Raw genomic sequence first — 19164 nt, 5'->3', positions numbered from 1 at the left:
GGCCGGCCATCCGTGAGGTGGCCGGCCGAACGGGCTTCCGCGCGACACAAACTCCGGTGGCGCGCTGACTTCTACACGGCGAACTCGACCGGGAGACGGTCCAGTCGTGCCTCCCACGTCGAGGCCGTCGAGGTGAGCTCCTCGGGCGCGACCGAAAGGCGCAGGCCCGGCAGGCGGTGCAGCAGGACGTCGACGGCCGTCTCGATGATGGCCTGCCCGATGTTCTGCCCCGGGCACTCGTGCGGCCCGCCGCTGAACGCGAGATGCGACTGGTTGCCGTGCACGGAGATACCGACGTCGGGCCGGATCTCCGGGTCGACGTTGCCCGCGGTCAGGCAGAGCACCAGCAGGTCGCCCTCCTGGAGCCGGTGTCCGCCGAGTTCGAGGTCGGTGGCGGCGAACCGGCCCGGCAGGACGGCGAGCGGCGGGGTGTTCCACATCACCTCTTCGACGACCGCGGAGATGTTCAGCTGCCCGCTGACCAGCCCGGCGAGCCGGGTGGCGTCGGTGAGGACCAGCTGCAGCACCCGGGCCAGCAGATTGCTGGTGGTGGTGTGCGCGGCGATCAGCACCAGCCGCAGGTGGCTGAGGATCTCGTCGTCGTCGAGGCCTGCGTGATGCTCGAGGAGTCCGGTGGTGAAGTCGGAACCGGGCTCCGCACGCTTGCGTTCGGCGAGTTCGCCGAGGATCTGCATGATGCGGTCGTTGTGCAGGAGGGCGTCCTCGCCTCCCTTGAGCACCTGGGCGGAGGACTCGGCCAACTGCCGCCCCTCCCCCTCCGCGAGTCCGAACACCCTGGTGAGTACGAGCATCGGCAGATACTCGGCGTACTCCATCACCAGGTCGGCGCTGCCCTTGTCGGCGAACGCGTCGATCTGCTTGTTCGCGAAGTGCGTCACATGGCGACGTATGCCTCGGCTCGCCACGGCCTGCAGGTTGTCCGTGACCGCGCCACGCAGCCTCCGGTGCGGCTCGCCGTCCTGGGACACGCAGTCGGGACGCCAGCCCAGCATCGGGATCAGCGGCGAGGTGTTCTCGACACGACCCTCCTTCCAGTCTCGCCAGATCCGCGCGTCCCGGCTGAACTGACGGGGATTGTCGAGCACCCGTCTGTTCTCCCGGTAGCCGAGCACCAGCCACGCCGGGACGTCACCTTCGAGCAGTACCGGCGCGACGGGCCCGTGCTCCTTGCGCAGCCTGGCGTAGATACCGTGCGGGTCGCTCGCCGCCTCGGGCCCGTACAGACGCGTGAGTCCGTCTCCCCCGCCATGCGCGACGGGGCAGCCCCGCGGGGCATCGGTACCGTTCTGAGGCTGATCGGTCATCGGGACTCCAGAGCGACGGCAGAGCGGTCCTTCAGATGACGTATCAGGGCGATGAGTACGTCACGGCTGGATTCCCGGTCACGGGCGTCGCAGGCCACGACCGGGGTGTGCGGAGAGATGTCCAGGGCGTCCCGGATCTCTTCGATCGGGTGCTCCTTGGAGTCGGGAAAGACATTGAGTGCGATGACGAAGGGAACGTTCTGCCGCTCCATCTCCTCGATCGCCCGGAAGCTGGAGGCCAGCCGCCGGGTGTCGACCAGGACGACGGCGCCGAGCGCCCCCTTGAACAGGCCGTTCCACAGGAACCAGAACCGCTCCTGCCCCGGCGTCCCGAACAGGTACAGCACCAGCTGTTCGTTGATGCCGATCTTGCCGAAGTCGAGACTGACGGTGGTCTCCTGCTTGTCGGCCACCCCGATCAGGTTGTCGACGTCGGCGCTGGCCTGGGTCAGCGTCTCCTCGGTGGTGAGCGGCTTGATGTCGCTGACCGAGCGGACCATGGTGGTCTTTCCGGTGCCGAACCCGCCGGCGATCATCACCTTCACCGAGCGGGCGCCGGTCGGCACCGTGCCCCCAGCCGTATGCCGGCCGGGATGGTCAAAGCCTTTCAAGTCCACTGAGTACCTCCTCAAGGAGCGCGAGGTCGGGCCCGCGGCCGGCGTCGGACGCCGGGATGGGGTCACGGGCTTCGATGCGGCCTGCGTCCAGCAGATCGGCCAGGAGCACCGCGAGAATGTTGAACGGCAATCCGAGGTGGGCGCCGAGTTCGGCGACCGACAGCGGATCGCGGCAGCGCCGGAGAATCTCCTCGTGCTCATGCTGCAGGCCGGGGACGGCGGCGGCGCGGGAGATGATGAGGGTCGCCACGTCAAGGCTCGACGCCGAACCGCCCGGTCCGCTGCGGCCACCTGTAAGGACGTAGTAGCGCTCAAGACCGGACGGGTCCGTGGGTCGGCGGGGACCACTCATCCAGTGCGCTCCTCCAGGCGCGGAGTGGTGCCGAGGAGCTCACCCATCCTGCGGGCCAGATCCCTCATCTGATGGCCGAGCAGGCCCTGGTCGAGCCCTTCCCTGGCGAGCACTCCGAGGTACGTCTCCACGCCGGCCCGCACCACGAAGAGATGTCCGCCGTCCACCTCGATCATCGCAAGGCGCAGCTGTCCCCCGTACTTGGGGAAGTGCCCGGCCACGGGCTGGGCCAGCGCCTGCAGGCCCGCCACCACGGCGGCGAAACGGTCCACATCGTCGGGATCGTCGGCACCATAGGAGGTGATCGCCTTGCCGTCGCTGGAGGCCACGAGGGCGAAACTGATCTCCTTGATGCTCTCGACCAGATCGCGGAGCGCCCAGCTCACGTCGGTTCCCTGTTGCGTCATGAGGACTAGTCGCTCTCTTCAGTGCTGTGCTCGGTGGACTCACGTCCGGCTGCCGGCTCGCGCCCGGCGGTCGGCCCGTCTCCGTCGGCCGACTCCCGGCCGGCGGTGGCGAAGGCGGCCAGACCGGTGAAGGACGCGTCCGGCGGCACGGCGTGCGAGGCCGTGGTGTCGGACTCGTCGCCGCGCTCGGCCGACTTCGGCCGAGCGGACTCCACGCGCCTGCGACGCCTGGGCAGTCCGCCGGGAGTGGTGTCCCCGGTCTCTTCCACGGGAGTCTGAGCGGGTTCGGGCGCGGCCGCCTCAGCGTCCGACTCGGCCGCGGCGGAGACCTGGGCGGCCGGAGCCGGAGCCGTGACGGCGGCGGGCAGCGGGCTGAAGTACTTGTGCGGTACCACCACTACCACCGAGGTGCCGAGCCAGGGCGAGTCCGCGAAGGTGACTCTGATGCCGTAGCGGCGAGCCAGGGACCCCACCACTCGCAGGCCGAGATTAGCGTCCTCGGACACACCACCGAGACCGGGGCCGGATGCCTCGCCCTCGAGTGACTGAAGCGCCTCACGCTTCTTCTCCTCGTTCAGGCCCTTGCCCGAGTCCTGGATCTCGATACCGACGCCGTTGGGCACCTCCTTGCCGGAGACGACCACAGGCTCGGTGGGCGGCGAGTAGCGCGCCGCGTTGTCCAGGAGGTGGGCGAAGACCAGCGTGAGGTGGTCCACCAGGCCGCCGTCGACGCCGAGTTCGGGCAGATGCCGGACCTGGATCCGCTCGAAGTCCTTGATCCGGCCGATGCCGCCACGGACCACACTGAGCAGTCGCTGCGGCTCCTGCCACTGCCGGCCGGGCCGGTCCGAGCCGCCGAGTACGCCGATGCTCGCGGCCAGACAGTCGGCGGGACCGATCTCCTGGTCGAGCTCCATCAGCCCGTGGGCCACGGCGGGCAGCCTGCCGTGCTCCCCCTGCAACTCGTGCAGACGACCGCGCAGCTTGCTGGTGAGCACGTGGATGCGGTTGCCGATACTGATGACGGCCTGCTCGGCCGAGGTGGAGCGGTTGAACTCCTCCTCCACGCCGATCAGGGAAGTCCTGAGGACCTTGCGCAGCTCGGCCCGCAGGTCGGGGCTGACCTCCGCGCACTGGTTGACGGTGGGCAGCACGTCGTCGATGGCCTCACCGGCGCGCAGCCGCTTCAGCGCGTCCGGCAGCTGGGTGTCGGCGAGCAGGGCGACGGCGGCCTGCTGCCGGTCCAGCTGTTCCTGCCAGGCCTGGGCCTGCTCGGCGATCCGCGCCTCGTACGCCTGGGCCTGTTCGGCCAGTTGCGCGTCGTGGGCCCCACGCTCGGCCGCGTACTTCCGCTCCAGGCCGGCCACATGCTGCTGCCACTGCTGGGAGTGCTCGGCCTGCGCGTTCCGGAACTCACCAGCACTTCGGCGCAGTTGATGCTGGGACCGGAGAAGGAGCCGTACGCAGACGGCACTTGCCGCTGTCGCCACGGCACCGGCGACGATCGCGGTTATTCGGGTCTGGCCGGAGCCCGTGACCGCGGCGGCAACGGTCCCAGCACCTAAGGTCAGCGGTAGCGCCCACCAGCTGTACCAAGTGACCGGCGCCCGCGCCGCCGGTGGCGGAGTGGCAAGTTCCATGTGCATCCTTCGAAGCAACACGATCGAACAGGGGGGATAGAGGGGGGTAGGAGGTCGTGGCCGCACTCGTCGCGGGCGGGTCTCCCCCGCGACAGGCACGCGTGGGCAACGAGCGACAACCGGATCACCATCGCGCCAACTCGCCGCGCCACAGGGAACCTTATCGGGTTTGATCTCGCGATCATCAACCGCGGCGGCTAGTTACTTGAATGTTTTGCCATACTCCGGCCTGGAACGTTGAAGTCGACAAATCCCTTCACTCATTGCCCGAACTGTTCACGACGGTTTGACACAAACGGCGGATACGCCATGGATGGCATGGGCATGCATTTCATGATCGCTCCACCCCCGAGTTGACCCTGAGGAGATGTGCCGATGAGTGGCATATCGGGTACCCCCGCTGCGGCTCCCACCGCGCCCGGTCGCCTTCCCCTGATCGGCCATGGACACCAACTGGCCAGACGTCCCCTGGAGTTCATGGACTCGCTGCGCCAACAAGGCAGCGTCGTCAAGATCCTGATCGGCCCCACCGCCGCCTATGTGGTCACCGATCCGTCCGTCACCCGACGTGTGCTGGTGACGGAGGTCGACGCGTTCGCCAAGGGCGGCAAGATCATTGATGCGCTGCGGGTGTTCTTCGGCGACGGGCTCGCCACGATCGCCGACGGCGACCTGCACCTGAAGCACCGCCGGCTGATGCAGCCGATGTTCGGCAAAGCGCACATCGCCACCCGGGGCGATGTCATGATCAGCCACGTTCGTGCCGCGACTGAGGCGTGGGCCGAGGGGGTCGCGCGGGACACGTACGAGGACATGAACGACCTGACGCTGTCGACCTTCCTCGTCGCGCTCTTCGGTTCGGGCCTGCCGGACCATGTCGAGGACGAGTTCCGGACTCTGATGCCGGCGATCATGCGGGGCACGATCCGGCAGACCATCCTGCCGGGCTGGGTGACGAAGCTCCCGCTGCCCGCGAACCGCGCGCACGAGCAGCGGGTCGCGCGCCTGCGGACGCTCATCGACCAGGCGATCGACCATCACCGTGCCCAACTGGCCACGCGGCCGGACACGTCGGCCGAGCCACCCGCCGGCTGCCCCGCGCACCGGGACAGCTCGTCCGAAGGGTCGTCCGAAGCCTCGTCCGAAGGCTCATCCGAAGGCGGCCTCTTCTCCACCCTCCTCACCGCCGACGACCCCGAGACGGGCCCCCTCTCACGCCAACAGCTTCAGGACGAGGCGATCACGCTCCTCACCGGCGCCATCGAGACCACGGGTACGACACTGGCCTGGGCCCTGTACGAGATCAGCCGGAACGCGGAGATCGAGCGGCGGCTGCACGACGAGCTCGACGCCGTGTGCGGCGACCGGCCGCTGCGCCAGCAGGATCTGAGCTCCCTGCCGTATATGCGCGGCGTCCTCAAGGAGGCCATGCGCATGTACGGCCCGGCCTGGCTCGTCACACGGTCCACCACACGCGCGGTCGTACTGGACGGACACCCGATCCCCAAGGGCGCGGACGTCATCTACAGCCCCTACATCCACCAGCACGATCCCGAGGAGTACGCCGACCCCGCGGTCTTCGATCCGGACCGCTGGGGGCCGGAGCGCGCCAAGAGCATCAACCGCTTCTCGTTCCTCGCCTTCGGTGACGGGCGCCGCAAGTGCATCGGGGAGGAGTTCGCCTGGACCGAACTCCTCATCGTCCTGGCCACCATCGTCCAGCGCTGGCGCCTGACCCTCGCCTCCGCTCCCCCCCGCCCGCAGGCCATCGTCACGGTCAAGCCGGACAAACTCACGATGACACCGCGGCTGCGGACGCCGAGGAAGGCGGAGCAGACCGTCTGATGCCGGGCATGCGCCACGCCTGGGTCCAGGACTGCCGTGCGCTGCTGGCGGAAGGTGCTCATGCCCGGGCGGCGAGCACCTCCCGTCGCTGCGGGTCGCTGACACCGAGGCCGGGGCCCGGGGCCAGGGAGAGGACACCGATCTTGCCCAGATGGTCGTTGTTCTGGACCAGGCGGGCGGCCTCGGCCGTGGCGGGCAGCGGGTAGGTCGCGGTGAGCGCGGGCGTGAGATGGCCGAGGTCGAGGAGACGGCCGACGGCGGACTGCTCATGGAGGTTGGAGCCGTGGCTGCCGATCACCCGTTTGAGGCGCATCCAGAGGTAGCGGTTGTCGAACTCGTGCTGATATCCGGTACTGGACCCGCAGGTCACCACCGCGCCACCGCGGCGTACGACGAAGACGGAGACGCCGAACGTGGCCCGGCCGACGTGCTCGAAGACGATGTGCGGGTCCTCGCCCGTCGCGGCCCGGATCCGTTTGCCGAGCCGCTTGCCGACCACGGTGGGGTCGGCGGGCGCCTCACTGCCGGTGAGGCCGATCTCCGCACGGTCGATGACCACGTGACAGCCCAGACGGCGGGCGTACTCCGCCTTCCGCTCGCTGCTCACGACCCCGACGGCGATCCCGCCGCCGTTGCGTACGAGCTGCACCGCGTACGCCCCGAGTCCGCCCGCCGCCCCCCAGATCAGCACCACGTCGCCCTGCGTCATGCGGGCGCCCCGGTCACTCACCAGCATGCGGTACGCCGTGCCCGCGCACAGCGGGTTCGAGGCCGCCTCCTCCCAGCTCAAGTGGGCCGGTTTGGGCAGGAGTTGGCTGGTCCGGGCCACGCAGTAGTGGGCCAGCCCGCCGTAGTTGGTCTCGAAGCCCCACGCCAGCATGCCCGTGCCCAGCATGCCGTCGGCGTAGGTCGCGGGGTCCTCCTCGTCGACGTACACGGGGCTCACCACGACCCGGTCGCCGACCTTCCATTTGCGGACGCCCGACCCGGTGCGGACGACGACGCCGGACGCGTCCGATCCGATGACATGGAAGGGCCGGTCGTGCCGGGCCGCCCAGCGGTCCTGGCGGCCGAAGTGCTTCAGGAAGGTGAAGGTCGGGATGGGCTCGAACATCGCCGACCAGACGGTGTTGTAGTTGATGCCGCTCGCCATGACGGCCACCAGCACCTCGTTCGGGGCGAGTTCGGGCATCGGCACGGAACCGATGTGGATCGACTTGCGGACATCCTTGTCCTCGACTCCGGTGAAGTTGTCCACGTCCTCCGCCCGCAGATGGGCGGCGGTGAAGTCACCGGGCAAGGGCAGCCGCTCCAGGTCGGCGGGGGTGGCTCCCGCCACGACGGCCTCGGCCAGAGCATCCATGGGGTTCCTCCTAGTGGGGTCGGCTGAGACTTGTGCGGTCGGATCGGACTTGCGGGGTCGGCTCAGGCTGGTGGGCGGCTCAGGCTGGTGGGCGGCTCAGGCTGGTGGGTCACGTCAGACTTGTGGGATCACCTCAGACTTGTGGGGTCACTTCAGCCCGAGGCCCGCTGCGAGCGTCGGCCACGAAGCCTTGAACTCCTGCCGCCAGTACGGCCAGTCGTGCACTCCTCCGCTGTAGAAGTGCACCTGCGCCGGGATGCCCAGAGCCTCCAACTGCCGCGTGAACCGCCGCGCCTGGGACCACAGCGTGCCTTCGAGCAACGCGCCCTCGAGGTTGCCGGGATCACCGTTGGGCAGACCGCTGCCCTGGGAGACGTACAGCTTGGTGCCCTTGAGATGGCGTGCCTGCGCGTAGGGGTTGTGGCGGGTCCAGTTGTCCCGGTTGAGCAGCGGGTTGCCCCACAGGGTCAGTGGCAGCAGATTCTCGCGCGCGACGATCGCGTTGAGCACGGTGGGCATGCCCGGGGCGGTGGTGTCGAGGATCCCGCTGTACGAGGCCGCCGCGCCGAAAGTACCGGGGCGCCGTGCCGCGAAGGCGAGGGCTCCGTAGCCCCCGGTGGAGACGCCCGCGACGGCGCGATGCGTGCCCGTCCTGAACTTCTGCCGCAACACCGTCATCAGCTCGTCCACTTGGAACGTCTCGTAGTCCGGTGCCGCGGGGCTGCCGTAGTTCCACCAGTCGGTGGGGATGCCGGTGGGACCCGAGGCCGGCATCACGGTGAGGACGTCCTTGTCCGCGAGGAAGTCGACGACGTCCGTCTCCCGGGTCCAGGACGTGTAGTCGTCGTGGGCGCCCTGGAGCAGATAGAGGACGGGCCAGGTGCGGTCCGGCTGCGCGGCGTAGCCGGTCGGCAGGATCACGCGCACCGGCACCGAGGCACCGACCGCCGGGGAGTCGATCGTGAGGTCGACGGTGCGGGCGTCCAGCCACCTCTCCGCCACGACCGTGGCACCTTCGTCGGCTCTGACGGTCGCCGCCACAGGTGCGGCCGACGACGGTGCGGCGAGCACGACTCCCGTGCCCAGCAAGGAGGTGGTGACGGCGAGAACGGTGGCACACCTGCGCCTTGGACGCGGTTTGTGTGACATGAGTGAGGTCCCTTCAGGAGTCCCGCAGATCGCGTGTCAGCAGCGCGGCCAGTTCGTCGACGACCGGTGGGTCGAGCAGCGACAGATGGTGGCCGGGCAGCGGGACGACGGTGAGGTCGGTGCAGTGGGCGTCCCAGCCGAGCGTCGCGTCGTCGCGCTCGTAGCGGGGGTCGCGGACCGTGTGCGGGGCGGGCTCGCCGGCCCGGTACAGCAGCGTGCGGCCGACGTAGTGCCCGGGTGTGTGACGCTCACCGTCACGCAGGTCCAGATACGAGGTCCGCTGATGCTCCAGCACGGAGTCGGACAGATCGACGGTCTCCCGCAGCACCTTGATGACGAGGTCGATGCGGTCCGCGTCGTCGAGTCCGGCGAGTTCCTCGTACGGCAGGTCGAGCCGGGTGCCGTACGTGCGTCCCACGTACGCGGCGAAACCATGGAAGTGGCGCAGTGCCAGATCGGTGGCGCTCAGCCTCGTCGGCAGCGGCAGGACCGAGTCGAGCAGGACCAGGGCGGCGACGGTGCCGTGCCGGCCCAGGAGCCGGACGGCCTCCTGGGCCACGACACCGCCGTACGACCAACCGCCCACCGCCCAGGGCCCGTCGGGGCTCGTGCGCCGTATGCGCCGGGCGAACTCGGCCGCCCGTCCCCGCACGTCGTCGGGGTCCCGCTGCCGGTCGAAGCCATACACCGGGCGCTCGCCGTCGAGGCGTGCGGCGAGCCGGCCGTAGACGTCGGCGGACCCGCCCGCGGCGTGGGCCAGGAAGAGGGGGGTGCGAGGGCCGGTGCCACGGAAGGTGCGCAGGCCGTCGGGGGCGCTGGGCAACTCGCTTACGGCAACACCGGGGTCCGCGGCCAGCGGCTCTCCCGCTGCGGGGCTCGCTGCCGCCGTGGGGATCTCCCCCGCCGTGGGACTCGCTGCCGCCGTGGCGATCTCTGCCGCGTCCAGCAGCTTGGCGACCCCCCGCAGAGTGCCCTGTTTCAGCAGCACGCCCGGCTCGACCACCACGTCGAACTCCCGCTCCACAACGGCCCGTATCCGCACGGCCGTGAGAGAGTCCAGGCCCAGGTCGGTCAACGGCGTGTCGGGGTCGATGCGTTCGGGGCTGTGCCCCATCACTCCGGCCACGCACAGCCGGAGCCGCTCCACGAGGGTCGCGCTGTGCCCCCGCGGCCCGGCGGAAGCCGGGGCCGGATCCGGCGCCGCCCGCTCCCCCACCCAGAACCGGCGGTGTCGCCAGCGGGGCGGCGGGACGTCCATGATGCGGCCCTCCGGGTGCAGACGCTCCCGTGGCCGGTCCGCCCCCACGCCGTGCACGAGCAGAGTGGCCAGCGAGGTGCGGAAGGTGAGCGCGTCGTCGGTGCCGCGGCGCAGGGTGGGGACGATCAGCGAGTCCTCGACGCCGGCGTCGCGCAGCGTTTCCGTTATTGGGTGCAACTGCGTGGAGTGCGGGGCCACTTCGACGAAGACGCGGTGGCCGTCCTCGGCCGCCGCGCGCACGGCCTGCGTGAAACGCACGGGGTTGCGCAGATTGGCCGCCCAGTACGCCGTGTCGACGGGCGTGGCGTCGCGGGGATCGCCGAGCACGGTGGAGTAGCGGCGACAGCGCGGCGCACCGTGCCGGATCTCGCCCAGCTCGCGGGCGAACTCCCCCAGCAACGGCTCGACTCGGGGCGAGTGCCCGGCCGCGGACACGCCGAGCGCACGGGCGAAGCCTCCGTCTGCGTTCACCCGGGCGACGAGCCGGTCCACGTCCTCGGCCGAGCCCGTGACCACACACTGCACCGGCGAGGCGTGCACGGCCACGTCGAGCGTGTGGAACTCGCTTGCCAGCGGGGGTATTTCAGCGGCCGGGAGGTCCACGACGGCCATGGACCCGCCGGTCAGCCGGTCCAGCAGCCGGGAGCGTACGGCGACGATCCGGGCGCCCGTGGTCTCGTCGAGTGCCCCGGAGACGACCGCCGCGGCGATCTCTCCCAGGGAGTGACCGAGGACGGCTGCGGGTTCGAGGCCGTACGCGCACCACAGTTCGGCGAGGGCGACCTGGATCCCGTACAGCACGGGCATGACGGTGGCGGGGGTCGACAGGTCGGCGTCGGGGTCGAGCCCGGCGCGCAGGGAGACACCCGCCTGTTCCCGGAGCACCGGTTCCAGCCGGTCGACGGCTGCGGCGAACTCCCCCTCCGTGGCCAGGAGTCGGCGGCCCATGCCCGGCCACTGGGAGCCGTAGCCGGAGAAGACCCAGACCGGACCGGGACCGCCCGGAGCCCCTTCCCCCGTGACGAGATGCGGGGACGGGTCGCCCGCGGCGAGGCGGGTGAGCGCGGTGACGGTCTCCGCGCGGTCGCGGGTGACGAGGGCCGCGCGGTGACGGCCGCGTCCGACGCGGCCCGCGAGGGTACGGGCGAGGTCTGCGTCGCGTACGCGCCGGCCGTCGGAGGTGTTCAGCCAGGCGGCGAGCTCATCCGCGTACGACCGCACCCGTTCCTTGACCGGCCCGTCGAGCAGGAGCAACCGGGGACGCTCCGGGGAGTCGCTCGCCCGACGGGCCGGCGCATGTTCGGCGAGGACGACATGGGCGTTCGTCCCGCCGAAGCCGAAGGACGAGACGCCCGCGGTCGCCGTGCCCGAGTAGCGGGGCCAGGGTTCCGGTGCGGTCACCACACGCAGGCCTAGTGCGTCGAGGTCGGCGTGGGGCCCTTGGCGGGTGAAGTGCAGCTGGCCGGGGATCTCGCCGTGGTGCAGCGCCAGTACCGTCTTGATCAGGCCCGCGATGCCCGCTGCGGCCTCCAGGTGCCCGAGGTTCGTCTTGGCCGATCCGATCAGCAGTGGCCGGTCCGTGGGGCGCCCGCGGCCGCACACGGCGCCGAGGGCGCCCGCCTCGATGGGGTCGCCGAGGGCGGTGCCGGTGCCGTGGGCCTCGACGTAGTCCACGGTCGTCGGGTCGGCGTGCGCCTCGGCGAGGAGGGCGCGTTGGGCCTCGGCGTTGGGGGCGGTCAGCCCGTTGGAACGGCCGTCGGAGTTGACGGCCGTGGCGCGGATGACCGCGAGGACACGGTCGCCGTCGCGTTCGGCGTCGGCGAGGCGTTTCAGTACGACGACACCGCAGCCCTCTCCGCGTACGATCCCGTCGGCGTCCGCGTCGAAGGCCTTGCACCGGCCGTCCGGGGAGAGAGCGCCCGTGCGTTGGAGGCCGAGGGTCACCACGGGGCTGAGCAGCAGGTTCACCCCGGCGGCGAGGGCGATCTCGCTCTCTCCCGTCACCAGACTGCGGACCGCGTGATGCACCGCCACCAGCGACGACGAGCACGCCGTGTCGACGGACATGCTGGGGCCGCGCAGATCGAGGGCGTACGAGAGGCGGCCCGCCGCGATGCTCAGGGCCGCGCCGGTGGCCGTCCAGGCGTCCACGTCCCCGGGGTCGGCGGTGGCGAGGTGGGCGTATTCGTTGCCGCTGATGCCGATGAAGACGCCGGTCCGGGTGCCGGCGAGCGACGGTGCCGCGAGGGCGGCATGGTCGAGGGCCTCGCGGGTGACTTCGAGGAGCATACGGTGCTGGGGGTCCATGGCGGCGGCCTCGTGTGCGGCGATGCCGAAGAACTCGGCGTCGAAGCCCGCGATGTCGCCGAGGTCGCCGAGGAAGCCGCCGTGCCGGCTCACGTCGTCCGGCAGCCGTGGGGCGCGGGTTCCGCCGCCCGGCCTGTAGGGGTCCCATCGCCCCGGCGGAAGCGTGCCGACGGCGTCCCGGCCCTCGGTGAGGAGCCGCCAGTACGCCGCGGGCGAGCCGACACCGCCGGGGAGGCGACAGCCCACGCCTATGACGGCGACGGGGGTCGTGGGTGCGGCTGGGATTTCGGTCGGGAGTGCGGTCGGGAACGCGACGCCGTCCGGCGCGTCTTTGCCGTCCGGGGATCGGCGGGCCTCAGAGGCCTCGGACGCCCCACCCGGCGAGCGGACTTCGGCGGCCGCCGCACCCGGCATCGCGCTCTCCCCCAGCCGCGCCACCACCGCATCGATCGTCGGCGCGTCCCACAGGAACGTGTCCGGCAGCCGCCGGCCCGTCAGTTCGCTCAGCGCGGCCGTCAGCACCACCGCGTCCCGCGAGGTGAGCCCGGTCTCCGCGAAGGGCAGGTCGTCGGGGACCTCGTCCGGATCGAGGCCGTACCAGGCGCGGAGCCGTTCCACCACCAGCGCCCGGATCTCCGTACGCGACACGCTCATCGGGCGCCGAACCCTCCCTCCAGGAATCGTGCACGGGCGGCCGAGCGGGACACCTTGCCGCTGCTCGTACGGGGCACGGAGCCGGGCGGCACGAGCAGCAGCGCGCCGAGGCGCAGGCCGTGGCGTGCGGAGACGGTGGCGCGTGCGGTGCGTTCGGCCTGCCAGGCGTCCTCCGGTGTGGGTGGTTCGGTGTCCCGCCGGTGCTCCGCGACCACCACGAGTTCCTCACCCGGGCGGTCCGGGCGGGTGACGCCGAACGCGGCGAGCCGGTCGCGGCGGGTCAGGGCGACGGCCATCTGAACGGTCGCCTCGATGTCCTGGGGGTAGTGGTTGCGCCCGTCCACGATGATCACGTCCTTGAGCCGGCCGGTGACCAGGAGCCGCCCGTCGTGCAGGGCACCGAGATCGCCGGTGCGCAGCCAGTCCCCGGACGGGCCGAAGCCGAAGGTGTCGGCGGTGAGTTCGGCACGCTTCCAGTAGCCGAGGCCGATGTTCGGCCCGCGCAGCTGGATCTCGCCGACCCGGCCTTCCGGCAGCACGGCACCGTCCGCGCCGACGATCCGCACCTCCTGCCCGACCGGCGCCCCGCAGGAGACGAGGACGGTCGCCGCCTCGTCCGACGTCTCCTCGATGCGTCCTCGAGCGAGCGCGTCGGCGTCGCACGCGACATTCGAGGGCGGCAGGTCCAGGGAGTCCGCCCGTCCGCCGGGGGTGTCCGCGGTCACGAACACGGTGGCCTCCGCCAGGCCGTACGCGGGACAGTGCGCGGCCGGGTCGAGCCCGGCGGGCGCGAACGCCGTGCGGAAGCGGTCCACCGTCCCCGCTCGCACCGGCTCGCTGCCGTTGATGAGCACCCGTACGCGGTCCAGGTTCAGTTCGTCGACGAGCGCCGGATCGGTGCGGGCCACGCAGTAGTCGTACGCGAAGTTCGGGGCGGCGCTGACGGTCCCCTCGTACGAGCCGAGGAGGCGCAGCCAGCGGGAGGGGTCCTGGAGGAACGCGACGGGGTCCATGAGGACGGACGGGAAACCGCCCACGACGGGGGCGGCGATGCTGAGGACGAGGCCCATGTCGTGGAAGAGCGGCAGCCAGCCGACCGTCGTGGTCGTCCGCGGGTCGGCGACGAACGCGTCGATGGCCTGGCGGGCGTTGGCGACGACGTTGGCGTGGCTGATCATCACGCCGGCTGGGCTGCGGGTGGAGCCGGAGGTGTACTGGAGATACGCGATGTCGTCCGGCTCGGGCCGCGGGCCCGGTTCGTCGGCACCGTGGGCGCCGTCAGCGCCGTCAGGTCCGGTGGGCGGGCCGGAGAGTCGGTCGGGAAGTCGATCGACCGGGACGACGGGGAGGTCCGGCAGGTCGCGGCCCTGTACGAAGGCGCGCACGAAGGGGGTCGTGGTGGTGTCGCTGAGCAGACAGGCGGGTTCGCAGTCGGCGAGGACGGCCGCAAGTCTTCCTTCGTGGCCCGGGAGCCCGGGGCCGAAGAGGGGGACGGCGATCACGCGGGCGTACAGGCAGCCCAGGAACCCGGCCACGTAGTCGAGCCCTTGGGGCATCACCAGGGCGGCCCGTTCGCCGGGCGACGCGACGGTGACGAGGTGATCGGCCACGGCCCTGGCGCGGGCGTCGAGGGCACTCCAGCCGAGGGTGCGGTGCCGTCCCGAGGGAACGCCGTCGGCGAAGTCGACGTGGCTGAAGGCGCGTTGCTGGGGCCGTTGCCGGGCCCAGTGCCGCAGATGGTCCGTCATCAGTTCCGGCGTCGATGTGGCGTCGCCGACGGGCTGGGCGGGTGTCATGGCGGCTCCAACTAGGGGGGTGGGGACGCGTGTTGAGGCGGTGCACCAGGTTCCGCCGCCGGGTGACCGATGAGTTAGACGACGTGCTGACAGTTCGTCTTCCGCCTTCTGTCAGTTCTTTGACAAAAGCGGGCTGCCGATTCCATGCCGTGGGCCAGAGCCAGTGCGCGTACTGGCCGCCCACAATCCGAGCGACGGTGGAAGGAGCGACTCGTGGGACGTGCACGGCTGTTCGCACTGCTTTTCCTGCTCACGCTGACCGGGTTCATCACGACCCTCGACAACACGGTCATCAATGTGGCCCTGCCGACCGTGCAGCGTGAACTGGGTCTGAGCGTCACCGACTTGGAGTGGGTGGCCAGCAGCTATGTGCTGAGTTTCGGCGCGCTGCTGCTGCCCGGCGGGCGGCTGACCGATCTGTTCGGGCGCAGGTCCGTGCTGACCGTGGGGATCGTGGTCTTCACGGCGGCGTCGGCAGCGGCCTCCCTCGCGGACAGCGGCACCACGCTGATCGCGGCCCGCACCGTGCAGGGGGTCGGGGCCGCGCTGGTCATCCCCGCCTCGCTGGCGGTGGTCGCCGCCGATCTCCCCGCCCGGCGGCGGTCGATGGCCATCGGCCTGTGGACCGCGGCGCTCGCCGTGGCACTGGCGCTGGGGCCCGTGGTCGGCGGCTTCGTCACCCAACAGTGGAGCTGGGGCTGGGTGTTCGCACTGAACGTGCCCTTCGGTCTGATAGCCCTGCTGCTCATCCCCGCCGTGCCCGCCAGGACGACGGGGGGCAGTGAGACCGACCGCCAGGCTGAAGCTGAGGCTAGGTCGCAGGCTGAGCCTGGCTCTGCCTCCGAGCCTGGCTCTGCCCCCGGGCCTGGGCCCGGCTTCGGACCTGGGCCCGGGCCCGCGAATGGGTCTGGGCCTGAGCCTGGGCCCAAGTCCCGGCGTGGTGGGCTTGATCTGCCCGGTGTGCTGTTCTGCGTGGTCTCGCTGTACCTGCTGACGTACGGTCTGGTGCGTGGCGGGGAGCATGGGTTCGGTGCCGCGCCCGTCCCGCTGTGCCTGGGCGTCTCGGCGGTCGCTGCCTGTGTGTTCCTCGTCGTGGAGGCCCGGACAGCCCGGCCGCTCGTGGAACTCGGGCTGCTGCGCGACCGGTTCCTCATGGGCGGGGTGATCGCGCAGGTCTTGTGGGGCATCGGCGTCAACGGCGTCTTCTTCTTCACGGCCCTCTACCTCCAGCGGGTGCTCGGCTTCTCACCGACGAAGGCGGGGCTGGCCTTTCTGCCTCTGGCCGGCGCCCTGCTGCTCTGCACGCCGCTGGCGGAACGGGCGGCTCGGGTGCTGGGCGCCCATGTGTCGATCGCGGCGGGCCTCGGTGTGGTGGCGGCCGGTCTGCTGTACGTCTCGGGGACGGGCGCGCACGCCGGCTACTGGGAGCTGCAGCCGGGGCTGTTGCTGATCGGTGCGGGCTCGGCGCTCACCACTCCGCTGACGGTGCGCTGCCTCGCTCAGGTCCCGGACGCCCGGACGGGGATGGCGACCGGGCTGGTGAGTGCGGCCCGCGAGGTGTCGGGCGTGTTCGGGGTGGTGCTGGTCGGTGTCGTCCTCACCCGGCGTGAGCGCTCCGCGCTGCGGTCCGGTGCGGACCCGCGCAGTGCGTTCGTCGAGGGGTACGACATCGGGCTGCGGCTCGCGGCGTGCTGCGTACTGGCGGGCGCTCTCGTCACGCTGGTGACACTGCACCGCCGGGGACGCCATCGCCAGGTACGGAACCGCCGGGTAAGGCAGCGCTCGGCACCGGCACGGAACAGGGCTCCCCTTGTCATGAAGTGACAACCTCCTCCCCCGTCCCTGTCAGTCGCCCATGACCCTCGGCAGAATCCGTGCGGGTATCGTCACCGTGCCCCACTTCCCGCGCGCAGAAGGAGCCGCTGCGTGAACGGATTCCGCACCCTGGAGAGCGAGGCCGCGAACGCCGAAGCGACGGAGGCCGGACGCGCCGCGGACCGACCCACCGCGACGGACGAGGAGCCGGGCGGCCCGTTCAAGGCGTTCCCTTCGGGTCTCCACGACCAGCTGAGGCCGTTCTTCGACAACATCACCGAAGAGGTCGTACAGGCGATCAGAACCCAGATCCCGGAGTACGCGCGTCCGACGGACGACACATACCTGCAGGTGGTGCAACGGGGCGTGCAGGACGCGCTGCAGGGGTTCCTGGAGCGGATGGCGAAGCCGGACACCGACTGCGAGCCGGTGAAGGCGACGTACCAGCGCATCGGACGCGGCGAGGCGGACGAGGGGCGCAGCCTGGACTCCTTCCAGTGCGCCCTGCGCCTCGGAGCCCGGGTGACCTGGCGCCGGATCAACGCGCTGGTCGACGCCGAGCTGCTGCCGCGCAACGTGCTGGCCGCGTTCGGTGAGGCGCTGTTCCTGCACCTCGACGAGATGGCGGCCGCGACGACCGCGGGCTACACGGAGGCACGGCTGCACGCGGCCGGTGAGCTGCAGCAGCGGCGTACGCGGCTGATCGACCTGCTGACCGCGGACCCGCCCGCGTCGCCCGAGGCCATCAGCGATCTCGCGCGCACCGCGCAGTGGTCCGTGCCCCGCAGGCTGGCCGTGGTCGCCATCGACCACGGGGCACGGGGCGCTGCGGCGCGGCCGATCCTGCCGCCCGGGTTCCTCGCGCGCTTCGACGTGCAGCCGGCCGTGCTGGTCGTGCCCGATCCGGAGGGTCCGGGGCGGGCGCGTGCCGTCTCCGGGGCGCTGCGTGGGCTGCGGGCCGCCATGGGTCCGGCCGTCGCGCTGCAGGAGGGGGCGAGGTCACTGCGCTGGGCGGCCGAGGCGCTGGATCTGGCCCGGCGGGGTGTTCTGCCGGACACGGAGATGGTGCGCTGCCAGGACCACCTGGCGACGCTGCTACTGTTCCGCGACGAGGCCTTGGTGGAGGCGATGACCAACCGTCATCTGCGCCCCCTGGACGGCATCCGCCCGCCGCAGCGCGAACGCCTCGCCGAGACACTGCTCAGCTGGCTCGAGTGCGGCCACAACGCCAGCGAGGTCGCCCACCGCCTGGCCGTCCACCCCCAGACGGTCCGCTACCGCATGCGTCAGCTCGACGAACTCTTCGGGGATCAACTCCACGATTCCGCGGTCCAGTTCGAGATGCAGCTGGCGTTGCGGGCTCTCAACCTGCGCCGCGCAGCGCAGTCCCGCGGGGAGCCTTCCAGGACTCGTCACAGGGCCAGTCCCAAGGCGAGCGAGCGCACCTCGAACTCCTTGCGCTCGTCAGCAAGGCCGCGGAAGACGGCCTGAAGGTCAAGGCCGTGGGAAACAACCGGGACCGCGGGATTTCCTGGACAGGTGTCCATGTATAGTGAACAGCCGTCCAGGAAGTTACGGGAATCGCCGCGCGCCTGCAGGAAGCGCGAGCCGCTCCTGGAGCTGCCCCCCGCCCCGCCCAGCCCCTCAGAGGAGCCCCCTCGTCATGGAAACGCTCGCGAACGTGTTGGTCGGCCTGGTGGCCGCTCTGCACGTGTACATCCTGGTCATGGAGATGTTTCTGTGGGAGCGGGAGCCGGGGCGCAAACTGCACGGGTTCGAGCCGGAGATGGCGCGGGCCACCGCTGTGATGGCCGCGAACCAGGGGCTCTACAACGGGTTCCTCGCGGCAGGGCTCGTATGGGGGCTGATCGCCGGGGACCCGACGGGCTTCCGCGCTCAGGTCTTCTTCCTGGTGTGCGTGATCGTCGCGGGCGTGTACGGCGCCGTGACCTCGAACCGCCGCATCCTGTTCGCGCAGGCACTGCCCGGCACGCTGGCCCTGGTCGCCGTCCTCGCCGCCCAGTGACCCCCGACCCCCGGGCCGAACGTACGCGGGCCAAGCTGCGCCGCGCTCTCCTCGACGCGTGCGCGCAGCGCCCGCTCGCGGAGGTCAGCGTCGCGTCCCTGGTGCGCGGGGCCGGGGTCGGCCGGGCAACGTTCTATCTGCACTACGCCGACCTGGAGGCGCTGGCGGTCGACGCCTGCGCCGACGTCGTACGCGAGGCCGTGGACGCCCTGCACGCCTGGCGCGGCCGGCCCGACCCCAGGTCGGCGCCGCCCGCGCTGCTCGCGTTCTTCGAGGGCCTGCCCCCGCACGCCCCGCTCTACCGCGCCCTGCTGGGCCCGGGGGGCCAGGGCCCGCTCGGCCGCGTACTGCATCAGGACCTGCGCGCCCGCAGCCAGGCCGAGCGTGAACTCGTCGGCGCACCCGAGGCGCCGCTCGTCGCTTCGGCCGTGGCCGCGACGTTCGCCGGTGTCCTCGCCGACTGGCTGCACGGACTCATCGAGGCCACCCCGGAGGAGATCGCGCACCGGGTGTGGCGTCTGCTCGTCACGTTGAATCTGAGCCAGTAGCGCCTCGGGCGCGGCCGCCCGTCTCCCCATTCACGAAAGGCCGATGCCGCCGCGCGCGAGCG

Annotated in this window: 14 protein-coding genes; 5 read left to right on the top strand and 9 right to left on the bottom strand. The window is 71.2% G+C overall.

Annotated features, from left to right (window positions below; translation table 11 throughout):
* Nucleotides 1-71: 71 nt before the first annotated feature.
* From FGD71_RS37715 to FGD71_RS37695, 5 genes are read right to left on the bottom strand one after another with little or no spacing between them, the layout of a single operon-like run.
* The gene (locus FGD71_RS37715) at nucleotides 72-1325 is read right to left on the bottom strand and encodes a cytochrome P450 (RefSeq protein WP_119105055.1); all 1254 of its coding nucleotides are present in this window, start codon (nucleotides 1323-1325) and stop codon (nucleotides 72-74) included.
* Complete coding sequence (locus FGD71_RS37710; protein WP_119105054.1) at nucleotides 1322-1942, bottom strand: GTP-binding protein; 621 nt, start codon at nucleotides 1940-1942, stop codon at nucleotides 1322-1324. Before FGD71_RS37710 ends, FGD71_RS37715 begins: the two co-directional genes overlap by 4 nt.
* Nucleotides 1923-2294: a DUF742 domain-containing protein gene (locus tag FGD71_RS37705; protein ID WP_119105053.1), complete on the bottom strand. Its 372-nt coding sequence runs from the start codon at nucleotides 2292-2294 to the stop codon at nucleotides 1923-1925. The genes FGD71_RS37710 and FGD71_RS37705 overlap by 20 nt, the downstream gene beginning before the upstream one ends.
* Nucleotides 2291-2701: a roadblock/LC7 domain-containing protein gene (locus FGD71_RS37700; protein ID WP_119105052.1), complete on the bottom strand. Its 411-nt coding sequence runs from the start codon at nucleotides 2699-2701 to the stop codon at nucleotides 2291-2293. The genes FGD71_RS37705 and FGD71_RS37700 overlap by 4 nt, the downstream gene beginning before the upstream one ends.
* Before the next feature lie 5 nt (nucleotides 2702-2706).
* Complete coding sequence (locus FGD71_RS37695) at nucleotides 2707-4341, bottom strand: sensor histidine kinase (RefSeq protein WP_119105051.1); 1635 nt, start codon at nucleotides 4339-4341, stop codon at nucleotides 2707-2709.
* A gap of 375 nt (nucleotides 4342-4716) precedes the next feature.
* Here FGD71_RS37695 and FGD71_RS37690 point away from each other — a divergent pair, with 375 nt between their 5' ends.
* The gene (locus FGD71_RS37690) at nucleotides 4717-6186 is read left to right on the top strand and encodes a cytochrome P450 (protein ID WP_119105050.1); all 1470 of its coding nucleotides are present in this window, start codon (nucleotides 4717-4719) and stop codon (nucleotides 6184-6186) included.
* A 58-nt stretch (nucleotides 6187-6244) separates the two neighbouring features.
* Here FGD71_RS37690 and ccrA read toward each other — a convergent pair whose 3' ends face one another.
* The 4 genes from ccrA to FGD71_RS37670 all read right to left on the bottom strand — a co-directional run bounded on the left by ccrA (nucleotide 6245) and on the right by FGD71_RS37670 (nucleotide 14713).
* Nucleotides 6245-7549 carry a crotonyl-CoA carboxylase/reductase gene (gene ccrA / locus FGD71_RS37685; protein ID WP_119105049.1) on the bottom strand — a complete coding sequence of 435 codons (1305 nt, stop codon included), beginning with the start codon at nucleotides 7547-7549 and terminating at the stop codon, nucleotides 6245-6247.
* Between the two features lie 147 nt (nucleotides 7550-7696).
* Nucleotides 7697-8698 carry an alpha/beta hydrolase gene (locus FGD71_RS37680; protein ID WP_119105048.1) on the bottom strand — a complete coding sequence of 334 codons (1002 nt, stop codon included), beginning with the start codon at nucleotides 8696-8698 and terminating at the stop codon, nucleotides 7697-7699.
* A gap of 13 nt (nucleotides 8699-8711) precedes the next feature.
* Nucleotides 8712-12917 (bottom strand): type I polyketide synthase, encoded by a 4206-nt coding sequence (locus FGD71_RS37675; RefSeq protein ID WP_119105047.1) that lies wholly within the window; start codon nucleotides 12915-12917, stop codon nucleotides 8712-8714.
* Nucleotides 12914-14713: a fatty acyl-AMP ligase gene (locus FGD71_RS37670; protein ID WP_181359360.1), complete on the bottom strand. Its 1800-nt coding sequence runs from the start codon at nucleotides 14711-14713 to the stop codon at nucleotides 12914-12916. Before FGD71_RS37670 ends, FGD71_RS37675 begins: the two co-directional genes overlap by 4 nt.
* 213 nt (nucleotides 14714-14926) lie before the next feature.
* On the opposite strand from FGD71_RS37670, the gene FGD71_RS37665 reads away from it, so the two are divergent.
* From FGD71_RS37665 to FGD71_RS37650, 4 genes are all read left to right on the top strand, one after another.
* On the top strand, nucleotides 14927-16537 hold the full coding sequence (locus FGD71_RS37665; RefSeq protein WP_162931333.1) for an MFS transporter: 1611 nt from the start codon (nucleotides 14927-14929) through the stop codon (nucleotides 16535-16537).
* Nucleotides 16538-16639: 102 nt separating this feature from the next.
* Nucleotides 16640-18019 (top strand): PucR family transcriptional regulator, encoded by a 1380-nt coding sequence (locus FGD71_RS37660; protein ID WP_240436962.1) that lies wholly within the window; start codon nucleotides 16640-16642, stop codon nucleotides 18017-18019.
* 172 nt (nucleotides 18020-18191) lie between these two features.
* Entirely contained in the window at nucleotides 18192-18554 is a 363-nt protein-coding gene (locus tag FGD71_RS37655; RefSeq protein ID WP_119105045.1) for a DUF1304 domain-containing protein, read from the top strand.
* Nucleotides 18551-19102, top strand: a complete 552-nt coding sequence (locus FGD71_RS37650) for a TetR/AcrR family transcriptional regulator (RefSeq protein WP_119105044.1) — start codon at nucleotides 18551-18553, stop codon at nucleotides 19100-19102. Before FGD71_RS37655 ends, FGD71_RS37650 begins: the two co-directional genes overlap by 4 nt.
* Nucleotides 19103-19164: the final 62 nt, after the last annotated feature.

This window comes from Streptomyces sporangiiformans (assembly GCF_005768555.2).
Taxonomy (GTDB): Bacteria; Actinomycetota; Actinomycetes; order Streptomycetales; family Streptomycetaceae; genus Streptomyces; species Streptomyces sporangiiformans.
Note: the sequence above shows the minus strand (reverse complement) of the source record. Positions and strands in the feature narration are given on the sequence as shown.